General features: G+C 64.5%; 19 protein-coding genes. 8 read left to right on the forward strand and 11 right to left on the reverse strand.

The window, feature by feature from the left end; genetic code table 11:
• The first annotated feature begins 2 nt into the window (after nt 1-2).
• Both ACVCNR_RS19320 and ACVCNR_RS19325 read left to right on the forward strand, forming a co-directional pair.
• The gene (locus ACVCNR_RS19320; protein ID WP_354193789.1) at nt 3-788 is read left to right on the forward strand and encodes an IclR family transcriptional regulator; all 786 of its coding nucleotides are present in this window, start codon (nt 3-5) and stop codon (nt 786-788) included.
• Nucleotides 789-1,068: 280 nt separating this feature from the next.
• Nucleotides 1,069-3,015, forward strand: coding sequence for an oxidoreductase (locus ACVCNR_RS19325; RefSeq protein WP_447076107.1), 1,947 nt, complete (start codon nt 1,069-1,071; stop codon nt 3,013-3,015).
• On the opposite strand, the gene ACVCNR_RS19330 is transcribed toward ACVCNR_RS19325, so the two are convergent.
• From ACVCNR_RS19330 to ACVCNR_RS19350, 5 genes are all read right to left on the reverse strand, one after another.
• Complete coding sequence (locus tag ACVCNR_RS19330; RefSeq protein ID WP_354193787.1) at nt 3,004-3,816, reverse strand: ABC transporter permease; 813 nt, start codon at nt 3,814-3,816, stop codon at nt 3,004-3,006. The two genes, ACVCNR_RS19325 and ACVCNR_RS19330, sit on opposite strands and share 12 nt — an antisense overlap.
• A complete protein-coding gene (locus ACVCNR_RS19335) occupies nt 3,813-4,646 on the reverse strand; it encodes an ABC transporter permease (RefSeq protein WP_447076109.1) in 834 nt (277 codons plus the stop codon). The genes ACVCNR_RS19330 and ACVCNR_RS19335 overlap by 4 nt, the downstream gene beginning before the upstream one ends.
• 20 nt (nt 4,647-4,666) lie before the next feature.
• A complete protein-coding gene (locus ACVCNR_RS19340; RefSeq protein ID WP_354193785.1) occupies nt 4,667-5,770 on the reverse strand; it encodes an ABC transporter substrate-binding protein in 1,104 nt (367 codons plus the stop codon).
• A gap of 37 nt (nt 5,771-5,807) precedes the next feature.
• Nucleotides 5,808-6,893, reverse strand: coding sequence for an ABC transporter ATP-binding protein (locus tag ACVCNR_RS19345; protein WP_447076111.1), 1,086 nt, complete (start codon nt 6,891-6,893; stop codon nt 5,808-5,810).
• Nucleotides 6,894-6,998: 105 nt separating this feature from the next.
• Complete coding sequence (locus ACVCNR_RS19350; protein ID WP_447076113.1) at nt 6,999-7,898, reverse strand: LysR substrate-binding domain-containing protein; 900 nt, start codon at nt 7,896-7,898, stop codon at nt 6,999-7,001.
• A 95-nt stretch (nt 7,899-7,993) separates the two neighbouring features.
• Between ACVCNR_RS19350 and ACVCNR_RS19355 the strand changes: the two genes are divergently transcribed.
• From ACVCNR_RS19355 to ACVCNR_RS19365, 3 genes are read left to right on the forward strand one after another with little or no spacing between them, the layout of a single operon-like run.
• Nucleotides 7,994-9,574 (forward strand): zinc-binding metallopeptidase family protein, encoded by a 1,581-nt coding sequence (locus ACVCNR_RS19355; RefSeq protein WP_447076115.1) that lies wholly within the window; start codon nt 7,994-7,996, stop codon nt 9,572-9,574.
• 13 nt (nt 9,575-9,587) lie between these two features.
• Nucleotides 9,588-10,514, forward strand: a complete 927-nt coding sequence (locus ACVCNR_RS19360) for a dimethylarginine dimethylaminohydrolase family protein (protein ID WP_447076116.1) — start codon at nt 9,588-9,590, stop codon at nt 10,512-10,514.
• Nucleotide 10,515: 1 nt separating this feature from the next.
• The gene (locus ACVCNR_RS19365) at nt 10,516-11,892 is read left to right on the forward strand and encodes an FAD-binding oxidoreductase (protein ID WP_447076118.1); all 1,377 of its coding nucleotides are present in this window, start codon (nt 10,516-10,518) and stop codon (nt 11,890-11,892) included.
• A gap of 63 nt (nt 11,893-11,955) precedes the next feature.
• On the opposite strand, the gene ACVCNR_RS19370 is transcribed toward ACVCNR_RS19365, so the two are convergent.
• From ACVCNR_RS19370 to ACVCNR_RS19395, 6 genes are read right to left on the reverse strand one after another with little or no spacing between them, the layout of a single operon-like run.
• Nucleotides 11,956-12,744 carry a dimethylarginine dimethylaminohydrolase family protein gene (locus ACVCNR_RS19370; RefSeq protein ID WP_447076119.1) on the reverse strand — a complete coding sequence of 263 codons (789 nt, stop codon included), beginning with the start codon at nt 12,742-12,744 and terminating at the stop codon, nt 11,956-11,958.
• Nucleotides 12,741-13,913 (reverse strand): M20 aminoacylase family protein, encoded by a 1,173-nt coding sequence (locus ACVCNR_RS19375; protein ID WP_447076121.1) that lies wholly within the window; start codon nt 13,911-13,913, stop codon nt 12,741-12,743. Before ACVCNR_RS19375 ends, ACVCNR_RS19370 begins: the two co-directional genes overlap by 4 nt.
• Nucleotide 13,914: 1 nt before the next feature.
• Nucleotides 13,915-14,727, reverse strand: a complete 813-nt coding sequence (locus ACVCNR_RS19380) for an ABC transporter permease (RefSeq protein WP_447076122.1) — start codon at nt 14,725-14,727, stop codon at nt 13,915-13,917.
• Nucleotides 14,728-15,450: an ABC transporter permease gene (locus ACVCNR_RS19385; RefSeq protein WP_447076124.1), complete on the reverse strand. Its 723-nt coding sequence runs from the start codon at nt 15,448-15,450 to the stop codon at nt 14,728-14,730. It abuts the gene before it with no gap.
• A gap of 55 nt (nt 15,451-15,505) precedes the next feature.
• On the reverse strand, nt 15,506-16,288 hold the full coding sequence (locus tag ACVCNR_RS19390) for a transporter substrate-binding domain-containing protein (protein WP_354193775.1): 783 nt from the start codon (nt 16,286-16,288) through the stop codon (nt 15,506-15,508).
• A 37-nt stretch (nt 16,289-16,325) separates the two neighbouring features.
• Nucleotides 16,326-17,099 (reverse strand): ABC transporter ATP-binding protein, encoded by a 774-nt coding sequence (locus ACVCNR_RS19395; RefSeq protein ID WP_447076125.1) that lies wholly within the window; start codon nt 17,097-17,099, stop codon nt 16,326-16,328.
• 225 nt (nt 17,100-17,324) lie between these two features.
• Between ACVCNR_RS19395 and ACVCNR_RS19400 the strand changes: the two genes are divergently transcribed.
• The 3 genes from ACVCNR_RS19400 to ACVCNR_RS19410 are packed head-to-tail and all read left to right on the forward strand — an operon-like array spanning nt 17,325 to nt 20,807.
• Nucleotides 17,325-17,969 carry a TetR family transcriptional regulator C-terminal domain-containing protein gene (locus ACVCNR_RS19400; RefSeq protein ID WP_354193773.1) on the forward strand — a complete coding sequence of 215 codons (645 nt, stop codon included), beginning with the start codon at nt 17,325-17,327 and terminating at the stop codon, nt 17,967-17,969.
• A gap of 1 nt (nt 17,970) precedes the next feature.
• Nucleotides 17,971-19,167, forward strand: a complete 1,197-nt coding sequence (locus ACVCNR_RS19405) for a pyridoxal phosphate-dependent aminotransferase (protein ID WP_447076126.1) — start codon at nt 17,971-17,973, stop codon at nt 19,165-19,167.
• Nucleotides 19,164-20,807: a 5-guanidino-2-oxopentanoate decarboxylase gene (locus tag ACVCNR_RS19410; protein ID WP_447076127.1), complete on the forward strand. Its 1,644-nt coding sequence runs from the start codon at nt 19,164-19,166 to the stop codon at nt 20,805-20,807. The genes ACVCNR_RS19405 and ACVCNR_RS19410 overlap by 4 nt, the downstream gene beginning before the upstream one ends.
• Nucleotides 20,808-20,826 lie beyond the last annotated feature (19 nt).

A 20,826-nucleotide genomic window follows, 5' to 3' on the forward strand; every position in this document is an offset into this window, starting at 1 on the left:
AAATGGCCAAATTGAACGAAAACGGCTCTGAAAAAGGATCAAATCCGCTGCGGCGAATTGCGACCGTCCTTGATGCCGTCGCATTCTCATCGTCCGGCATGACGCTTCAGGACATTGCGAACGCGGCGCAGATCCCGGTTTCTTCCGCGCACCGGATCACCAACACCCTTCTCGATGTCGGCTATCTTGAAGCCGCGCCGAACAAGAAGGTCTACCTTATCGGACCGCGTCTGAGACGGCTTCTGAACCTGAGTTTCGGCGATGCTCCCATCGAGAAGGTCGCCTCGCCGCTGCTTTCGGAACTGGCCGACAAGCTCCAGGAGGTCGCCTTCATCTGCCGTCTGGTGGGCGGAAAGATAAAGCTGGAAGCATTTGCGCTTCCGCAGGAGGCGCCGTTCGCATTGATCCATCCGGGGTACGAGTTTCCCTTTCACGCGACGGCGAGCGGCAAGGCGATCCTGGCGTTCCAGACCGAGGACTTCATCGAGGAAATACTGAGCCACGATATTCCCCGCTACCAGGCCGAGACAATGGTCGACAAGGCAGCGATCCGGGAACAGCTTGCGGAGGTGCGCCTCAAGGGGTTCGCGGTCAACAACATGGAATTCGATCCCGGGGTGTTCGCCCTCGCAGCACCGGTAACCTTCGAGCATGGGAGCGTCTTCCTGACGGTGGGCATCGTCGGAATGGGCGCCAGAATGCACGCGCGTTTCGATGAGGCGTTCATGGTGAAGTTGCTGAAGGCGACGGCCAGCAGATTGTCGCACCTGCTCTCAAACCATCGCTAAATCATGCTGCCCGAAAGTCAGAAGTGCTTTCAGGACAACGGTATGCATGAAAATAATGAGTTAAAGCGTAAGGAGCGAATCTGAAAGACCCCGTCGGCTGCATCTCGGGCGATCCGGTCAAACGCATGCCGGACCGATATCCAGGGCCGTCGATATGCAGATAGGGGTGGCTGAGACCGGCGTCCGGCCTTCCACGAATTCGATGTCCCAAACCGTATTCGGCAACTGGCCGCTTCAATCCACGCCCCACCTTTGTTTAGATGCGTCGGGAGGATGAAGAATGTTCACGCATCTGTTCGAGCCGATCACCATCGGCAACGTCACCATCCGCAACCGCATCCTGTCCACTGGGCACGATACGATGCTGCCGACGGACGGCACGGTGAATGAGGAACTCATCGCCTATCACGAGGCCCGTGCGGCCGGTGGCGCCGGCCTGATCGTGCTGCAGGTCTCGGGCGTGCACGAAACCGCGCATTACACCACGCATATGCTGATGGCGACGGAAGATCATGCGATCGCCGGCTATCGCAGGCTTGCCGACAGGCTGCATGCCCACGGCACCGCCGTGTTCGGCCAGCTCTTCCATCCGGGCCGCGAAATCGTCGAGGCGGCGGGCGGCATGGCGCCGATCGCCTACGCGCCCTCGGTGTCGCCGAGCGAGCGGTTCCTCGTCATCCCGCGTCCGCTCAGCCATGCCATGATCCGCGACATCGTCTCCGGCTTCGGCGATGCGGCCCGGCGCATGGCCGAAGCCGGGCTGGACGGTGTCGAGATCGTCGCCAGCCACGGTTATCTGCCGGCCCAGTTCTTCAGCGAACGGGTGAACAAGCGCGAGGACGACTATGGTGGCTCGTTCGACAACCGCCTGCGCTTCACCCGTGAGGTGATCGCCGACATTCGCGCCAAGACACCGCAAGGCTTTGTCCTGGGCCTGCGCATATCCGGCAACGAGATGGACCCGGACGGGATGACGGAAACGGACACGTTGGCCGTCATCGAGGCGCTGGCGCCCGAGCTGGATTATCTCAACGTCATTGCCGGAACCAGTGCGACGGCCGGCGGCGCGGTGCATATCGTGCCGCCGATGAGTGTCAGGAACGCCTATCTGGCCCCTTTTGCCGGGCTGGTCAAAAGCCGGGTCGACATACCGGTGTTCGTTGCCGGGCGGATCAACCAGCCGCAGGAGGCCGAGGCTGTGCTTACGGCCGGACAGGCGGATATGTGCGGCATGACGCGCGCCATGATTTCCGATCCGGAAATGCCGAACAAGGCGCTGGAGGGCCGCGTGGACGATATCCGCGCCTGCATCGGCTGCAACCAGGCGTGCATCGGCCATTTCCAGAAAGGCGTGCCGATCTCCTGTATCCAGCATCCGGCGACCGGCCGGGAGCTGCAATTCGGCACTCTGATACCTGCCGCGCGGCCGAAGCGCATCCTCATCGCCGGCGGCGGGCCGGCCGGCATGAAGGCGGCGATCATCGCCGCGCAGCGTGGTCATGACGTCACGCTCCACGAGGCCAGCCCGAGGCTCGGCGGCCAGGCACTGCTGGCCCAGCTGCTACCGGGTCGATCCGAATTCGGAGGGCTGGTGACCAATTTGTTGCGCGAACTCGAACTGTCGCAGGTGCGTGTCGTCAAGGGCACAAGGGTCGACCGTGCCCTGGTAGAGCGCGAGGCACCCGATGTGGTGATCATGGCAACCGGCGCCACGCCCTATCGGCCGGATTTCGTGCAGGAAGGCGAAATCCAGGTCGTCGACGCCTGGCAGGTGCTCAAGGGTGAGGTCACGGTCGGGCGTTCGGTGCTGGTGTCCGACTGGCGGTGCGACTGGATCGGCATCGGCATCGCCGAATTGCTGGCGCGGCAGGGCAGTGTCGTCAAGCTGGCGGTGTCGAGCGAGATGGCCGGCAAGTCGATCCCGTCCTATGTGCGCTTCTTATCGATGGCGACGTTGCATCGCTTCGGCGTCGAGGTCATCGACTATGCGCGCCTCTACGGTTGCGATACGGGAACGGTCTACCTCCAGCATACCGCCAGCGGAGAACCGTTCATCATCGAGGACATCGACACGCTCGTGCTTTGCCAGGGCCATGCGCCGGACATGACGCTTTCGGATGCGCTCGCAGGCCTTCGGGGCGAGCAGCACATCATCGGCGACTGCTTCATCCCCCGCACGGCCGAGGAAGCGATCTACGAAGCGGTAAAGGTGGCCTCAGCGATCTGACGGAGCGCGGCGATACTGCACCACGGCACGCAGGATGAGCACGGCAAGCGTGATCAGGATCAGGATGACCGACAGTGCCGCCACCGCCGGATCGATGTTGTCGCGCAGGCCCATCCACATCAGCCTCGGCAAGGTGATGGCGTTGACGCTGGTGACGAACAGGGTGACGCCGATTTCCTCCCACGACAGGATGAAGGACAGCAGAGCCGCCGTCACCACCCCGAACCTGATGTTGGGAAGGATCACCCTGGTTGCGCGCTCCCAGACGCTGGCGCCAAGCCCGCGGGCGGCGAGATCGATGTTCCGATCCACCTGGCTCAGCGCCACCAGTATCATCACGGCGGCGAAAGGCACGGCCATGACCGTATGCGCCAGCGCGACGCCCAGCCATGTGTCGTAGCCGATTGCCGGCACCAGCCCGGACAGAGTCGTCAGCAGGAAATAGAGCGTGATGGCCGAGACGACCGGCGGCACGATCATCGGCAGGATGACGAAGCCGACAAGCAGTGCCGTGAAGCGCGGCTGGAACATCCAGATGGCCAAGCCGAAAGTGACGGCAAGCACCGTGGACAGAAGGCTGGTCACGATACCGATGCGCAGGGAAAGCAGGATGCTTTCCAGCCACCGCGGATCGTTGATCAGGGTCTGGTAGTGGCGCAGCGACCACTGCCCGGTCGGCATGGCAAGCATGCGCCCGGGCGTGAAGGAAACCGGCACCACCGCAAACAGCGGCAGCAGCAGGAAGGCTGCGACAAGCAGCGCCAGAAGCAGCGATACGGGACCGGGACGATAGCTGATCATACCATCCGCCTCGGGTTGACGAAACGCATCACCACAGCCATGAGCGCGCCCACGGCAACGACCAGAACGACACTGATCGCCGCGCCAAGCCCCCAATCAGGGCTCTGGAAGATGCGCAGGTAGATGAGTTCGGCGATCATCACGCTGCGGCCGCCGCCGAGAATGGCCGGCGTCACGAAGAAGCCGAGGGCGAAGACGAAGACAATCAGGGCCGCCCCGACGATGCCGGCCCGTGTCATCGGCAGGAAGACGGTCCAGAAGATGCGCGTACGGCTGGCGCCCATGCCGCGCGCGGCAAGAAGCACGCGCTCGTCGAGCGAGCGGATGGCGGACGCGATCGGGAATACCGCGAACGGGATGAGGAAATGCGACATGCCGACGATGACGCCGAATTCGTTGCGCACCAGCGCAAGCGGCTGCGAGATCACGCCGATCGCCTGTAGCCAGGTGTTGATGAGACCGCGATTGGACAACAGCGCAACCCAGCCGAAGGCGCGGGTCAGCACCGAGATCCAGAACGGGATGAGAATGCAGAATTCCACGAAGATGCGCTGTGAGGGCGTGCCGCGCACCCAGACAACCGAAATGGCATAGGCCGCGGCGACCGAAACGACCGTCACGGCAATGCAGATGCGAAAGGTGCGCATGAACACCGATTGCACCAGCGGATCGGAAACCAGCACCGCATACTGGCCAAGGCCGGGCTCGGGCAGGGTCACGCTCCAGCGCGCCACGCCGAAGAAGGGGATGGCATAGCAAAGGCCAAGGAAGAGGAGCAGCGGCGCCATCATCAGCGCCGCGCCCTTCCAGTTGTTTCCGATCCCCCTCATCCTGGTCCCTCAGGCGCTGTTCAGGCGGATATGATCTTGGTGTATTCGTCGAGCGCCTTGCCGTAGTTCTCGGCGTACCAGTCCATGTTCATGGCCACCTGCTTTTCCATGTTGGCCGGATCGACCGGATTGAAGCGCTTGCGATCTTCCGCGATCAGCCCGTCCGCCTCGGGATTGGCTGGTCCCTGGCCCAGCTTCTCGAACATGACAAGCTGCTTTTTCGGGTCCTGCGTACTGGCAATGAACTTCATCGCGGCTTCCTTGCCGCCCGGATTGCCCTTGATGACCGAGAGCGCGCCCGGCGAAATGATGCCCTGGTCCCAGATGAACTTGATCTGTCCGCCGGAGTCCTGCTCGATCAGCGATCCGCGCGTCGACCAGATGATGGCCATGGAGGCCTCGCCGTTCAGAAGCACGCTCTGGCTTTCGGCGCCGCCGCCCCAATAGGAAATGACGTTGTCCTTGAACGCGGCGATCTTGTCATGGGCGCGCTTCAGGTCGAGCGGGTAGAGCTGATCCGGCGCAACGCCGTCGGCCATCAGTGCGGCCTCCCACATCGCCGCGCCCCATTTGTAGAGCGAGCGCTTGCCGGGGAACTTCTCGACATCGAAGAAGTCGGCCATGCCGGTCGGCGCCGTTTCGAACTGCGCCGAATCGTAGGCGATGACATAGGAGAAGAAATAGGTCGAGGCGGCGTGCTCCCAGCCGAAACCCGGACGGAACTTCGACTTGTCGACGACCGCATAATCGATCGGCTCCAGCATGCCCTGCTTGCCGAGCGCGATGGCCGAGAACGGATCGATGTCGACGAGGTCCCAGGTCGGCTTGCCGCTCTTGAATTGGGTGGCGACGGCGCCTTCGGTCGGGCCGGAGCCGTCCATCTTCACCACGATCCCGGTTTCTGCGGTGAAGGGCTCGCCATAGGCTTCGCCGTAAGCCGTGATGGCGTCGCCGCCCCAGTTGACCAGGACAAGCTCGCTCGCCTGCGCATAGGCCTGCGTCGAACGCAGCAGCGGCGCACTGGCCACGAGACCCGCGACGAGTATGGTGAAGTCACGCCGCGATATCTCGCCACGCCTTGCGCGGGCGGTCAGCGCTTGCAGTGTGGTCAGTTCCTTTTCCATCGTATTCCCCTTTTATCGTTGTTGTTGAAAGCCGGTCCTATCCTGCCAAAAGGAAACCTTTCTCCGAAGGCCAGGTCAGCCAGACGGAATTGCCGCTGCCGAGGGCGGCGGCAGCGATCTCGTTGGGTACGGAAACCGAAAGCTTCGAACCGTCGCGCGTGGCAAGATCGAGCTTGGTGGCCGACCCGAGATAGGTCGACATGGTCGCCGTGGCGGCAATCGCGTTCCCGGTCCCGGGCGCTTCGCTGGCGATCGACATATATTCGGGCCGGATCGCCAGAAGGGCATCGCCCCTCTGTCGGTAGGCGGTGCCGTCGAGCTGGATCGTCCGGTCCTCGCATGTCCCGACAGCCTTTCCGCCGTCGTGACGCACGTCCTTGAGCTTGAGCAGGTTTATTTCGCCGAGGAACTCGGCGACGAAGCGGTTTGCCGGGCGGTCATAGACCTCCTGCGGTGCACCGACCTGCAGCAACTCGCCATGATTGAAGATCGCCACGCGCGACGACAGTGCCAGCGCCTCGCTCTGGTCATGCGTGACGAAGACGAAGGTGGTTCCGGTTTCCTTGTGAAGCCGCTTCATCTCGTCCTGCATCTGGGTGCGCAGGCTCTTGTCCAGGGCCGAAAACGGCTCGTCGAGCAGCAGCACGCCCGGCTCGAACACCAGGGCCCTGGCCAGCGCCACGCGCTGCTGCTGGCCACCGGAAAGCTGGGCCGGATGCTTGTGGGCATGCGCCGTCAGGCCGACCCGGTTGATCATCTCGTCGACGCGGCGCTTCATCTCCTCTGCCGGACATTTGCGCACCTTCAGCGGAAAGGCGACATTCTGCCGAACCGTCATGTGAGGAAACAGGGCGTAACCCTGGAACACCATGCCGGCAGCGCGTTTCTCGGCCGGCTGGTTGGTGATGTCCACGCCGTCGCTGACAAGCCTGCCCGTGGTGGGTTTCTCGAAGCCGGCGAGGATCATGAGAAAGGTCGTCTTGCCCGAACCGGAAGGCCCCAGCAGGGTCAGAAACTCCCCCCGGCCGATGTCGATGGCGACATCTTTCAACGCCTGGAAAGAGCCGAAGCTCTTGCCAATTCCCGAGGCTTTTATTTCCGCTGCTCGGCGAGACTTTTGCATCCTGCCTCCTTGCGCTGCACAAAAAAGCGTAAGCCAGTGCACCGCCCTTCCACAACAGAATTATTTTCGTCCGATCGGCAAATTCCATTCACCTTTCACGGCGTTTCAGCCATAGGGCGTCTGCTCCGCATCGTTCAGTTGAGTCGTGATCCAGGTCGCAAAGGCGCCGAGCACCGGATGTCCTGTCTTGGTGTGCTCATGCACCAGGAAATAGGAGCGCGGCGACTTGATGGACCGGTCGAACGGTCGGGCCAGCCGGCCGTCGATCAGGGCCCTGCGGCCGGTCAGTTCGTCACCCAGCGCTATGCCCTGCCCGGCTATCGCCGCCGACATGACCAGGTTCATATCGGAGAAGATAATTCCCGCATCCGGATTAGGGTTCTCGATCTTGTGCATCGCCAGCCAGCGCGACCAGTCCTCCGTATCACCCAGATGCAGGAGCGTTGCGCGCAACAGGTCGACCGGTCTGGAGAACCCCCCCATCCGATTGACGAGCGCCGGGCTGCACAGCGGCGCGAACTCGACCTCGCACAACAGCTCGACCGCGCGGTTCGGCCAGTTTCCGTCACCGAAGGCGATGAACAGGTCCACTTCCGGATTGCTCACCTCGTCCAGCCGTCGCGGCGTGACGATGCGCAAGGATACGTCCGGATAGGTCCTCTGGAAATCGCCGATATGCGTGCAGAGCCAAAGCGAGGCGAAACCCGGTGTGCAGCTTACCGTGAACGTTCCGCCCACACCCTTGCCGGCGTGGCGGCCCGTGGCATCGCCCAGCACCGTGAGCGCCTTGCGCACGTCGTTGGCGTAGTGGCGGCCACGCGGCGTCAGCGCCACCCGCTTGCCGACGCGCTCCAGAAGATCGAAGCCCAGATCGCGTTCGAGCAGGCGCAATTGGTGGCTGACCGCACTGCGCGTCAGGTTCAGCTCATCGGCCGCCCGCCACACGCTGCCATGGCGGGCAAAGCTGTCGAGAGCCCTCAGAGCCTGGGTCGAAGGAATTCGCACATACGCCTCAGGTGAATGGAATTTGTAAAAACAGGAAAAACATATCACTTTTTGACGACGGCGTTCACTGCTTTTCTGAAGCGGAGGGATATGCCGTGATCAGCTCAGCCCAGCAGACAGCGCTCGACCATGTGGAGGCCAATCGCCGGAACCTGTCGGTCTGGACGAGGACGATCTTCGATTTTGGCGAGACGGCCTGGCGCGAGTATCGATCCAGCGCCTGGTATGTCGAGCGGCTGAAAGCCGAGGGGTTCTCGGTGGAGGAAGGCTCGGGCGGCATGCCCACCGCCTTCTGCGCCCACTGGTCCAACGGCTCCGGACCGACCATCGGCATGTATGCGGAATATGACGCGGTGCCCGGCAACTGCCAGGACGCGGCCACCGTGAAACGGCCGCGCCCAGGGCTGTCGGAACATGCCGGCGGCCACACCGATCCCCATTCCGCGCTGGGGATGGCCGGCCTGGGCGGCCTTCTGGCCACCAAGGCGGCCATGGAGCGGCACGGCATCGGCGGCACGCTGCGCTTCACCGGAGAACCGGCCGAGAAGGTGCGCGGATCGAAGCCCATCCATGCCGCCAAGGGCTACTATGATAGCCTTGCGGCGATGCTGTCCTTCCATCCCTTCTACATGCTGCCGCTGTGCAACACGGCACGCTGGGATACGCATTGCGGCGCCGCCTGGTCGATGATCTACCGCTTCGTCTGCGACGAGCCGCAGCGCTGGCTGCAAGCCGGGGCGGGCGGCACGCCCATCCCGCAATCCCACTCGGCCGTCCGCGCGCCCGGCGCGAACGATGCGCTGATGACCATGTACATGTCGTCCAAGGCGCTCAGGGATTCGATGCTGCCGCATCAGGGCGGCTGGTCGCTCTCCGAGGCGATCCTGACCGCCGGGCAGGCGACTGCCGACAATCTGCCGGCCGGAATTGCCGAGATCCAGTACATGCTTCGCGTGCCGACCATTGCCATGGCCGAGCAGGCGATGGCCATGCTGGACCGCAACGCCGCGGCGGCCGCAGCCATGACCGGTTGCAGGTTCGAGCGCCACTGGGTCTGCAAGTCGCGGCCGGGCCTTGCCAACCACGTCATGGCCAACACCGTCTTCGAGGCTCTGTCGCAGGTCGGCCCGCCGCGCTGGGATGAACGCGCCATAGCCATCGCCCGCGAGATCCAGACCAACGATGTCGGCCGCACCAGCGACGTACCCTTCCTGCCCGAATGCGGGCGGTTGATCACACCGCAGGAAGCGGAGGCGATCCTGCGCCGTGATCTGCCGCCTTCGCAAACGCATTCCACTTCCGACGACTACACCGATATGTGCTGGCATGCGCCGACGGCACGTTTCTATGTGGCGCGTCCGGCCCTGCGGCACGTGGAAGGCACATTGCCTTCGGCCTGGGCGATGAACGCGCTCGGCGGCATTCCCGAAACCATCGATCCGACGGTTTTATGCGCCGCAAAGACACTGGCGCTGTCGGCGCTGCGTCTGCTGGAAGACGATGCGACACGCGAGGCGGCAATGGACGAGTTCGTGCGCCGTACCGGCGGCGGCATCGGCGGCTCGGAGTGGATCGCGCCGCTGTGCGACTACGATCCGCCCATTCATTTCCGCTGGCCCGAATATGTCGAGACCGTGCGAGGTCGCGACTGGTGGATACCTACAGCTTCGAACTGAAGAGGAGACAGCCATGAACGTGCATGCGCCCAACGAGGCTTTCACGCTCCAGCGCCGCAATCCGCAGGGCGGCACGCCGCCGCTGGAGAAATGGGGCTTCACCAATGAAACCGACGTGCTGACCGACGTCCTGCTCGGATCGCCCGCCTATCTGCGGCACCTGGCCACCAGTTCGCTGTCGCGCAAGCATTTGCGCGAGGCCCCCTGCAACATCCAGACGGCGCAGGCGCAGCACAAGGACCTTGTCGCCGCCTATGAGCATTTCGGCGTGCGCGTGCACTGGCATGAACCGACACCGGAACTGCCGATGCAGGTCTATGCGCGCGACTCCAGCGTCATGACGCCCTATGGCGCCATCATCACCGCCATGGCCAACTGGTGGCGGCGCGGCGAGAACTTTGCCGCGATCCGCACCTACGAGAAGCTGGGCATCCCGATCTACGACATGGTGACCGCCGGCACTTTCGAGGGCGGCGATTTCAACGTCATCGAGGAAGGGTGCGTGCTGATCGGCTGCGGCGGCGCCCGCACGCAGGAGGAAGGCGCGCGCCAGGTGCAGGAGTGGTTCGAGAAGGAGGGCTGGGAAACCCGCCTCGCCTTCATCGATGAATATTATGTCCATATCGACCTGATGGTGGTACCGATTGCCGAGAAGCTCACGGCCGTATGCCTTGCCTGCACCGAACCGGGCATCGTCGACTGGCTGAAGGGCAAGGGCCATGAGATCATCGACGTTCCGTTCCAGGATACGATGGCGCTCGGCTGCAACTTCATGTCCTTGGGCAGGGACCGCGTGATCGCACCGACCTCCAGCAAGACGTTGATCGCCCAGTTGAAGGCGCGCGGCTTCGACGTGATGGCGGTCGACACGGACGAGATCTCCAAGACCGGCGGCGGCATCCACTGCATGGCGCAGGCGCTGCGGCGCGAGAAGGCCTGACTTGACAGGCGGTGGCGATGCCGTGATCGCTGCGCTGCGCGACGCGCTCGGCCCTCGCGCCTTGCTGTCGGGCGATGCGGTCGGCGCGCGCTACCGCTCCGACGCCAGTCTCACCGGCTCATGCCTGCCGAGGGCCGTCCTGCGGCCGGACACGGTGGAGGCGGTTGCCGCCGCCTTGCGCATCTGCAACGCGGCCGGCCAGTCCGTGGTGCCGCAGGGTGGCCTGACGGGGCTGGCGGGCGGCGCCAATCCGCGCGCAGACGACATCGCGCTGTCGCTGGAGCGGTTTGCAGGCGTGGAAGAGATCGACGAGGCGTCGGGCACGATGACGGTGGGTGCCGGCACCGTTCTGGAATCCGCCCAGTCGGTCGCGGCGGCGGCCGGTTTCCTGCTGCCGATCGACCTCGGCGCGCGCGGATCGTGCCAGATCGGCGGGATCGTCGCCACCAATGCCGGCGGCATCCGTGTGCTGCGCCATGGCCAGACGCGCGAGAATGTGCTGGGCCTGGAAGTGGTGCTGGCCGACGGCACCGTGATTACCTCCCTCAACAAGGCCGTTAAGAACAACACCGGCTACGACCTGCGCCAGCTTTTCATCGGTTCGGAAGGCACGCTGGGCGTGGTGACGCGCGCCGTGCTGCGGCTTCGCCCTGCCCCCGCGGCGTGCCATACCGCGCTTTGTGCGCTGCGCAGCTATGGCCATGTCGTCGAACTGCTCAAGCGGGCGCAGGCTGCGCTGCCGGGCTTGTCCGCCTTCGAGGTGATGTGGGAGAGCTATGTCCGTTTCAACGAGGAGGCGGAACGCATCCGCCACTTCGTTGACCGCCCTTCCCTCACCGTCCTCCTCGAACAGCAGGGAGCGGAAGAGGACGCCCATCGGTTCGAGGCGTTCCTTGCCGATGCGCTGGAGGAAGAACTGATCGGAGACGCCCTCATCGCGCAGTCGCAAAAGGAGCGGGACAGTTTTTGGGCAGTACGCGAGGGCCATCAGATGGACCGCCTGCTTCCCGGGCTGATCAACCTCGATGTCAGCATGGCGATCGGCCGGCTGGGCGATTTCGCCGAAACCTGCGGCCAGCGTCTCGCACGGCGCTTCCCCGACGCCCACATCTCCTTTTACGGTCATCTGGCCGACGGCAATCTGCATGTCGCCGTCTCGGTGCCGACATGCACCGACCAAGCTGCCGCCGAGGTCAGCCGCATCACCTACGAACTGGTGAGGCAGCGTGGCGGCTCCATTTCGGCCGAGCACGGGATCGGCACGCTCAAGCGGCCCTATCTTGGCTATTCGCGCAGCGCTGCCGAGATCGAGCTGATGCGACGGATGAAGACGGCTCTCGATCCGAACGGCATCCTCAACCCCGGCAAGGTCATCTGAAGCAGGAAGAAGGCAATGCTGCCGCGCCGACCGGCTTTGAGGGTGGGACTGTCTCCAGGGTCCTCACTGCCACCAGCGCAGCGACATGCAGGAAAGGCCGGCGTCGATCTTGCCGATCTCGCTCGTCTTCAGGGGAACGACCTTGTAGCCCCTGGCGTCGAGCAGGTCGATGGTCCGGGGATAATCGGAACCGACGAAGACGACCCCGTTGACGCGCAGCGCATTGGCCGCCGGCTCCTCGCCTTCGGGAACGACGATCTCGCGCAGCCCCGTGAAGAAGCCCGACCCGGCAAGGCGGTGGGTGGCAAGGACGGTTTCCTCGTCGAGCAGCGAACAATCGGTCTTGAAATGCAGGACGCCTTTCGGCGTCTCGACGATCCTGCCGCGCCGGCCAAGCCTGTTGAGCCCCGCCACGAGCGCTTCGGCGCCGGCCCTGTCGGTGCGAGCGGAAAGCCCGATCATCACCGCATCCGGCGTCGTCAGCACGTCTCCGCCTTCGGCAAATCCTTGCGCCGGCCGGTCGATCACCGTGGCGAACATGGAGCGCAGTATCGGCTCGACCTCGGCGGTTTCGCCGGCACGCGTTTCCGCGCCCGGCCGCAGCAGGAGCGCGCCCTCGGGAAAGACCAGCGCCGGGTCCTCGACGAAGATCGCATCCGGATAGGCCTCCAGCGCCGGCAGAACCGTGACCTCGACACCGGCGGAGTGCAGGGCCTCCACATAGGCATCGTGCTCGGCAAGCACGCCTTCGTAGGTCGGGTTGCCGCGATCGTCGGCCCGCAGCCCTTGAACGACCGAGGAGCCGGGCTTACGGACGATGGCGGAATTGAATTCGTAGACAGCAGGCATCATTCGCTCTTCAGATAGGTTTCGGCAAGCTCGGTCCAGAAGGCCGCGCCGATGGGGATCAGGTCGTCGTTGAAATCATAGGCCGGATGGTGAAGCGGGTGGCTGTTTCCCGCCCGTGCGCCGCCGAGGAAGAAATAGGTTCCCGGCCGCTCCTTGAGCATATAGCCGAAGTCCTCGCTGCCCATGAAGGGCCGCTCCAGGTCGACCACCTTTTCAGGCCCGGCGAAGCGCCGGGCGAGGCTGCGTGCGAAGTCCGTCTCGGCCTTGTGGTTGATCGTCGGATCGTAGCTGCGCCGATAGTCCACCGTCGCCGTCATGTCGTAGCTCTGCGCCTGCCGCGCGGCGATGAGGCCGATGCGGCGCTCCAGTTCGTCGCGCACCCTGGGGTCGAAGGAGCGGATGCCGACGGTGATGTCGGCGGTCGAGGGAATGACGTTGCTGGCGGCCCCGCCATGAAAGGCCGCCACGGTGACGACCGCCGGATCGAGTGGGTGGATGTTGCGCGAGACGATCGATTGCAGCGCCATGACGATCGATGCGCCCGCCACGATCGGGTCCGCGGTCGCCTGCGGCTCCGCTCCATGGCCACCCGAACCGCGGACCTTGATAAAGGCCTCGTCGACGGCGGCCATGATCGGCCCTTCCCGAAAGGCGAACTGGCCGAAAGGCAGGTTCGGCTCGTTGTGCAGCGCAAACACCGCATCGCAGGGGAAGCGCTCGAACAGCCCCTCCTCGACCATGATCCTGGCGCCGCCGACATTTTCCTCGGCCGGCTGGAATATGAGATGAATGGTGCCGTTGAAGTTCCGGCGCTCTGCAAGCGCTTTCGCGGCGCCCAGCAGCATGGTGGTGTGGCCGTCATGGCCGCAGGCATGCATCAGGCCGGGCATCCTGCTGGCATAGGCAAGTCCGGTTTCTTCGGCGATCGGCAAGGCATCCATGTCGGCGCGGATGCCGATCGACCGGCGGCCGGTCCCGTTGCTCAGCGTCGCCACGATGCCGGTCCGCGCCAGCCCGCGCGTGACCCTGTAGCCCATCGCCTCTAGCTGCCGTGCCACCAGATTCGAGGTTCGCACTTCCTCCAGTCCGAGTTCGGGATGCGCATGCAGATCATGGCGCACGGCGACCAGCTCCGGCAGGCTGTTGAGGATGGTCGGCTGGACGGTGGTCAAATCAAACGCCTCGTGTCGGTATGCGGTTCTCGAAATGGCGGAAAAGGATCACAAGCACGGCCGTGAGCAGCATGTAGATGGCCGCCAGAAGCAGCAGCGGCTCATAGGTGAGAAAGGTTTCCTGGCGCACGCGCGAGATGACGCCGTAGAGATCGACCACCGTGATCGTCGCGACCAGCGGCGTCGACTTGAGCTGCAGCACCGTCTCGCCGTTCAGCGTCGGCAAGGCGCGATGGACGGCGCGCGGCAGCCAGATGCGACGAAACACCTTGAAAGGCGACATGCCGAAGGCGCGGCCTGCCTGCAACTCGCCGGACGGCACGCCGGCGAAGGCGCCGCGCATGACTTCGCCCTCATAGGCGGCGAACGAGATGGTGAGCGCCGCCAGCCCGTACGGCCAGGCCTCGCGCAGGTACGGCCACAGGAAGGAGCTGCGGATTCCGGGGATCGAGGGGAACAGCGAGCCGAGCCCGTAATAGAGAAGCCATAGCTGGAGCAGGAGCGGCGTGCCCCGGATGACGGTGCAGAACGCCGCCGCCGGCCACTTCAGCCAGAACGGGCCCGTCACCTGCGCCAGCCCCAGCGGCACCGCGAACAGGAAGCCGAGCGCCGCCGAACCGAACAGCATGGCGAGCGTCACGACGACGCCGTGTCCGAGCCGCGGCAGATAATTGGGAAGCCAGTCCCAGCGCCCGAAGACGATCGCGCTTGCCACCAGCGCGACGGCGATTGCGATGAGCGCGATGCGATGCGGTTTCAGCCACAGGCTGGTGCGCGCTGCGCGGTCGATCATGGTCGAAGCCGGGTGCGCCATTCAGGTCATCCTGGCGAAACCGCGCCGGGAGCGGCGCTCGACGAAGCCGATAAGGACGTTCGAGACCAGGGTAAGGGTCAGATAGATCGCCCCGGCGGCCATGAAGAACAGCAGATAATGCTTGGTGGCGCCGGCGGCCTGCCGCGTCACCAGCGTCAGCTCGCTGAAGCCGACGACCGCCAGAAGCGCGGTGTCCTTCGTGGCGATCAGCCACAGGTTGGCCAGCCCGGGAATGGCGAAGGGAAGCATGGCGGGAATCGTGATGCGGGTCAGGATCTTGCGGGGCGACATGCCGAAGGCGCGGCCGGCCTCCAGCTGGCCGGGCGCGATCGACTTGATCGCGCCGCGCAGCACCTCCGTCGAATAGGCGCCCTGGACGACCCCGATGACGAAGATGCCCGCGGCAAGGCCGCTGATGTCCACCCGGCCGTAACCGAGCGTGAGAAGAAGCTGATTGAGCAGGTCGGTTCCCGCATAATACAGGATGAGGATCAGCACCAGTTCGGGCACCGCCCGCACCACGGTGGTGTAGACCTCCAGCAGGTCGCGCGTGACCGGTCCGCCATAGAGCTTGCCGAGCGCGCCGAACATGCCGATCAGCAGGCCCAGCGAATAGCCGCCCACCGCGATCTGCAACGTGTTCCAGAAACCGCGCAGAAGCACGCCGCCCCAACCTGGCGGGTCGAGCGCGAGCAAAGCCCAGTTGATCAGGGGTGCATCCATGGAAGCTGCGCCAGCAAAGGGCGCGGCCAACAGCTATGGCCGCGCCGATGCTCCATCAATCGCCATAGATGTCGAAGTCGAAATACTTCTTCGAGAACTCCTGATATGTGCCATCGGCGCGAATGGCCTTGATGGCGGCGTTGATCTTGTCCTTCAGTTCCGTGTCGCCCTTGCGCAAGCCCACCCCGATGCCCGGCCCGAGGACGTCGACATCCGGCGCGACATTTCCCTTGTCGCTGCAGCAGGCCTTGCCCACCTCGGTGTCGAGGAACTCCTTGAGTGCGAGCGCGTCGGCCTGCACGGCGTCAATGCGCCCGGAGACAAGGTCATTGTTGGCCTCATCCTGGGTCTGGTATTCTTTCACCGTGGTGCCGTTCGGCGCGAAATGCTTCATCGCATAGGCCTGGTGGATGGTCGCAACCTGAACGCCCAGTACCTTGTCGGCGAGGCTCTCCGGCGTGGAGTCGAACTCCATATCCTTGGAGCCGATGATGAGCGGCAGCGTATTGTAGTATTTGTCGGAGAAGTCGATGGTCTTGAGGCGCTCCGGCGTGATGGACATCGAACCGACGATCATGTCGATCTTGTTCGTGGTCAGGGCGGGAATGATGCCGTCCCACGCGACCGGCGTGACCACGCAATCCAGCTTGGCTTCGGCGCAGATGGCGTTCATGAAATCGATCTCCCATCCCTGCCAGTTGCCGGATGCATCCGGAGACGTGAAGGGCGGATAAGGCTCGGCCGCGACGCCGACCTTGACCTGCTGGGCGTTGGCGACGGCGGCGCTGGCGACGATCATCGCCACGGTGGCCAACAGGCTGACTGACAATCTCCTCATAGTGCTCCCTTTCTTCTTTTGATTTAAATTCATGACCTTAGTGGACCGAGCTAATGAACTTCTTGAGCCGCTCGGATCTGGGTGCATCGAACACCGCTTCCGGCGGCCCCTGCTCCTCGATCCTGCCGCCATGCAGGAAAACGATGTGGCTCGCCACATTGCGCGCGAACTTCATCTCATGCGTGACCAGGATCATGGTGCGCCGCTCCTTGGCGAGGTCGCCGATGACCGAGAGCACTTCGCCGACAAGTTCCGGATCGAGCGCCGAGGTCGGCTCGTCGAAGAGCATCACCAGCGGCTGGATGGCGAGCGCGCGGGCGATCGCCGCCCGCTGCTGCTGGCCGCCCGACATGAAGGCCGGATAGACGTCCCGCTTCTCATAAAGGCCGACGCGTCGCAGCAGCGTCTCGGCCGTTGCGATGGCCTGGTCCTTCGGCACGCCGAGGACATGCACCGGCGCCTCGATGACGTTTTCCAGCACTGTCATGTGCTGCCACAGATTGAAGCTCTGGAAGACCATGCCGAGGCGCGTGCGCATGCGCTCGACCTGGCGGCGGTCGGCGGGCATCTGACCGCCCTGTCCGTCGCTCTTCATGGCGATCGTCTCGCCATGGATCGCCACGCTTCCGGAGGTCGGCAGCTCCAGCATGTTGATGCAGCGCAGAAAAGTCGACTTGCCCGAGCCGCTGCCGCCGATGATGGCGATGACATCCCCTTCCCTGGCGTTGAGCGAAATGCCCTTCAGGACTTCAAGCTGTCCAAACCGCTTGTGCAGGTCGACGACTGAAATCGCCTGATCGCCTTGGCTCATCGGGTGACTGCCTCCTCAAGCCCGGATATTCGTCCGGATAGCTCGGCCCCTCAATTCCCGTGGCGGTATCTTTCCGTCATTCCCGCCGACTGTCGAATCCTATTTCGCCAGCGGCGGCTCCGCCTTGTTGTTCACTTCAAACTATACAGTTGAATAGTTGTTATGCAAGTGCATAATGACAGGGATCGAAAGCGGAATTGATGTCGACAAACTGGGGAGGAGGCGATGACGGGTTCGTTCAGGCGCGCCCCCGATTTCGACCGGCGCACCGACATGGTCGAGGCCACGCTCGACTGCATCGCCGACCTCGGCATTCAGGGCACCACCGTGCGTGCCGTGGCGGCCCGCGCCGGCGTCAGCAACGGTCTCATCCGCCACCATTTCGCTTCCAAGGACAATCTGATCGTCGCCGCCTACCGCCGCACGATCGAGATGATGACGGGACCGGCTCTCGCCGTCCTGGAATCGGAGGAAGGCACCCCGCATGACAGGCTCGGCCGCTTCATCGTCGCCAGCCTCGGCGGTCCGGTTGCCGATCCGCGCATGCTGTCCCTATGGGCGACGTTCATCAGCCAGGTTCATCACAATCCCGATCTGGCGCGCGAGCATCGCGACGGATATCTCGCCTATCGCCGGGCGACCGAAACGCTGATTGCCGATGCCATAGTGGCCGAAGGTCGTGCCTTGGGCGGGCCCGAACGGGAACGGCTCGGCATTGCCTTCAATGCGCTCATAGACGGGTTGTGGCTCGAAGGTTGCCTGAGCGCCGAGGAAATCAACGAAAGCCTGCAGATCGAGATCGGCTTCAGGTCGGCCGAAAGCCTGCTGGCAATCAAGCTTCCGGCGCCTCGTGAAGACGGAGAAAACTGACATGCATTACGCATCCATCACGGACCGTCTGGCCGATCTCGGATCGGAGAAATGGGAAATCCACCTGCGCGGCCGCGAAATGCGGGCGCTGGGAAAACCGCTGATCGAACTGACGATCGGCGAGCCGGACGTCTCCCCGGACGACCGTCTGCTCGATGCCTGCAGCGCCGCCATGCGGGCCGGACGCACGCGCTATTCCAATGGTCGGGGCGAGCCGACCCTGCTTGCCGCGCTGGCGCGCAAATATACGCGCCGCAGCGGCCGCGAGGTCACGGAGCGGAACATCCTGTGCTTCCCCGGCACCCAGACCGCGCTCTTCGCCGTCATGATGGGTCTTGTCGAAAAGGGCGACAAGGTGCTGATGCCGGACCCCTACTACGCCACTTATGAAGGTCTGGTGCGCGGTCCGGGTGCCGAGCTCGTTCCAGTTCCGTTGAGCGTAGCCAATGGCTTCCATCTGCGGCCGCAAGACCTTGAAGCCGCCATTGTGCCCGGTTGCCGCGTCTTGCTCCTCAACAGCCCGCACAATCCAAGCGGCGCGGTGCTCTCGCGCGCCGAGATCGAGGCGATCGGCGAAGTCTGCCGCAGGCACGATCTGTGGCTCGTCAGCGACGAAGTCTATGAGGAACTGACCTTCGGCGCGGATTTTGCCTCTCCTTTCGACATCGAGGGGCTGGCTGACCGCACCATCGTCGTCTCCTCGATATCGAAGTCGCATGCCGCGCCGGGCTTCCGCAGCGGCTGGGCCGTCGGCCCGGAGGAATTCTGCCGGCGCCTTCTGCCGCTTTCGGAATCGATGCTGTTCGGCAGCCAGCCTTTCATTTCCGACATGACGGCCTATGCGCTGACCCATGAGCTTCCGACCGCTGCCTTGATGCGCGAGCAATATGCCGCCCGGGCCGGACTGATTGTCGAGCGGTTGGACGGCGTGGGCGGATTGCGCGCGCTGCCGCCCGAAGCCGGCATGTTCGTGTTGCTGGACGTCAGCGGAACCGGGCTGGACGGCCTTGGCTTCGCCTCACGCCTTCTTCAGGAACGTCATGTCTCGGTCATGCCTGGCAGCTCCTTTGGGGAAGCCGCGAAATATCTCGTCCGGCTCAGCCTGACCGTACCTGACGAGCAGCTTGCCGAGGCGTGTGATCGCATCGCCTCCTTCGCCCGTGGCATCAACACGCGATCCGAACGGATGGCATCATGAGCGCGAAACATACCGTCGGACTGGAGCTGATCCGGCTGCTGGAGGCGCATGACGTCGACACGGTGTTCGGCATTCCGGGCGTCCATACGGCCGAGCTTTACAGGGGGCTGGCCGGTTCGAAAATCCGCCATGTGACGCCCCGCCACGAGCTGGACGCCGGCTTCATGGCGGACGGCTACGCCCGCGCGTCGGGCAAGCCGGGGGTCTGCCTGCTCATCACCGGTCCGGGCCTCACCAACGCGATCACCGCCATGGGGCAGGCGCGCGCGGACTCGATCCCGATGCTGGTCATCTCCGGCATCAACGCACTCGACACGCATGGCCACTATCGCGGCCATCTTCACCAACTTCCGGACCAGTCGGCCATGATCCGCACGATCGCCCTGTCGTCGGAGCGGCTGGAACGTCCGCAGGATCTGCCGGCCGTCGTTTCACGCGCCTTTGCGGCGATGCGTGCCGGACGGCCGGGGCCGGTGCATATCGAGATCCCCACCGACCTGATGGAGGCTGCGCTGCCGTTGGGGACGCTTCCGCACCAGCCTTCGCCGCCTGCGGAGCCTTCCGCACAGGCAATCGAAGCCGCAGCCGGCCTCTGCCGAGCGGCGCGCAGCCCGCTCATCCTTGCCGGCGGCGGTGCCGTGTGGGCCGACGGGGCGATCCGAGATCTGGCGGAGCTTCTCGACGCGCCGGTCGTCACCACCACCAACGGCAGGGGCCTGCTTGCCGGCCATCCGCTGGTCGTGCCGGCAAGCCCCAGCCTTGAAGCGGTGCGGACGTTGATGCGCGATTGCGACCTCGCCATCGCCATCGGCACACAGTTCGGACCGACCGACTACGACGCCTATGAGGACGGCGGCTTCGTGCGGCCGGACAATCTCATCCGCATCGATATCGACCCGCATGCGGAGGCGACGAGCTTCCCCGCCACGGTATCGATCGTCGCGGATGCCGGGGTTGCCGCAAATGCACTGGCCTCCGCATTGCGCGGCGCCGCCGCCGCCTCGCGGCAGCCACCGGCGCAGGGGCGCGCCGCCGCCGCGCGCAAAGGGGCTCTCGAAGGCCTGTCGGACAAGATGCGGGCGCTGATCGAAGTGCTCGGTGCCATCCGCGACACGCTGCCGGGCTGCACCATCGTCGGCGATTCCACGCAGCTCGCCTATGCGGGCAACCTCTACTGGGAGGCGGCCGCGCCGCGCACATGGTTCAATGCCGCGACGGGTTACGGATCGCTTGGCTACGGTCCGCCGGCAGCGCTCGGTGCGGGCATCGCGCTCGGCACCGCGCCCGTCGTCTGCATCGTCGGCGATGGCGGTTTCCAGTTCTGCCTCGGCACGCTGGGGTCGGCTGCCGACGAGAACGCGCCCGTCATCTTCGTCGTGTGGAACAACAACGGCTATCAGGAAATCGAGGACTATATGCTGGCGCGCGACATCGAGCCTGTCGGCGTGCGGCCGTCCGCGCCCGATTTCACCGGGATCGCGGCCGCCTATGGCATTCCGGCCCAGCGTATCCGCCTGACCGACGCCACCAGCCAGGATGCCCTGGTGCCGGGCGGCCTCGATCTGGCGCCCCTGACGGCGGCCCTGCAGGCGGCGCGCGCCGCTGGCAGACCCGCGCTTGTCGAAATTCTCACGCCTTGAGGGCGCAGGATCGGATATT

The sequence above is a fragment of the Aquamicrobium terrae genome (assembly GCF_052978165.1).